This window comes from Prevotella sp. HMSC073D09 (assembly GCF_001814145.1).
Classification (GTDB): domain Bacteria; phylum Bacteroidota; class Bacteroidia; order Bacteroidales; family Bacteroidaceae; genus Prevotella; species Prevotella conceptionensis.
Window position 1 is genome coordinate 1 of the sequence record NZ_KV815120.1, and the last position, 630, is coordinate 630.

Below are 630 nucleotides of genomic sequence, written 5' to 3' on the forward strand. Positions count from 1 at the left end.
GTTTTCGTTAAGCCAAATGAACAATGTCGAGCTTACTCGGACATTGTCATGGCGAGAAAACGCACTTCTCGAGGAACGAAAAAAGAACCATTTAATAAATTGATGAGTATGAAGAATAGACAAAAAGCAAATTCGTTTGCAGGCTATAAGTGCCTGCTTTTCGTGCTGTTGGCCATCGCTTTACTGGCGATGAATAGTACCGCAATGAGGGCGAATGTGCAGAAAAAGGTGGTGAAGACTAATAAAACCACGAAAAAATCAGGTGCAAACAACAAGGTGTATGTGGTGGTTGAGCAGATGCCTAGCTTCCCTGGTGGCGACTCAGCGCTGTTGAAATACCTTTTCGAGAATATAAAATATCCCATGTCTGCGTTGAAAGCCCAAAAGCAAGGGCGCGTTATGGTTCGCTTTACAGTAGAGAAGGATGGGGCTATAACCAACGTAAAGGTAGCCAGGTCGGTAACACCTTCGCTCGATGCAGAGGCGGTAAGAGCGATAAAGTCCATGCCTAAGTGGTCTCCAGGTAAGCAAGGCGGCGAATTTGTGCGCGTGAAGTATAACGTACCTGTGACTTTCAAATTAAAATAAAGAACAAATAAGGTTGACAAGTTAATGAGTTGACAGGCTAAC

General features: G+C 44.0%; 1 protein-coding gene. It reads left to right on the plus strand.

Annotated elements, in window-relative coordinates; all coding sequences use genetic code 11:
* Positions 1-108: 108 nt before the first annotated feature.
* The gene (locus tag HMPREF2955_RS10940) at positions 109-588 is read left to right on the plus strand and encodes an energy transducer TonB (protein ID WP_246830131.1); all 480 of its coding nucleotides are present in this window, start codon (positions 109-111) and stop codon (positions 586-588) included.
* Positions 589-630: the final 42 nt, after the last annotated feature.

Excerpts from the sequence above, each read along its gene's own strand:
- HMPREF2955_RS10940 (WP_246830131.1), top strand. The coding sequence starts at position 109 with ATGAAGAATAGACAAAAAGCAAATTCGTTTGCAGGCTATAAGTGCCTG.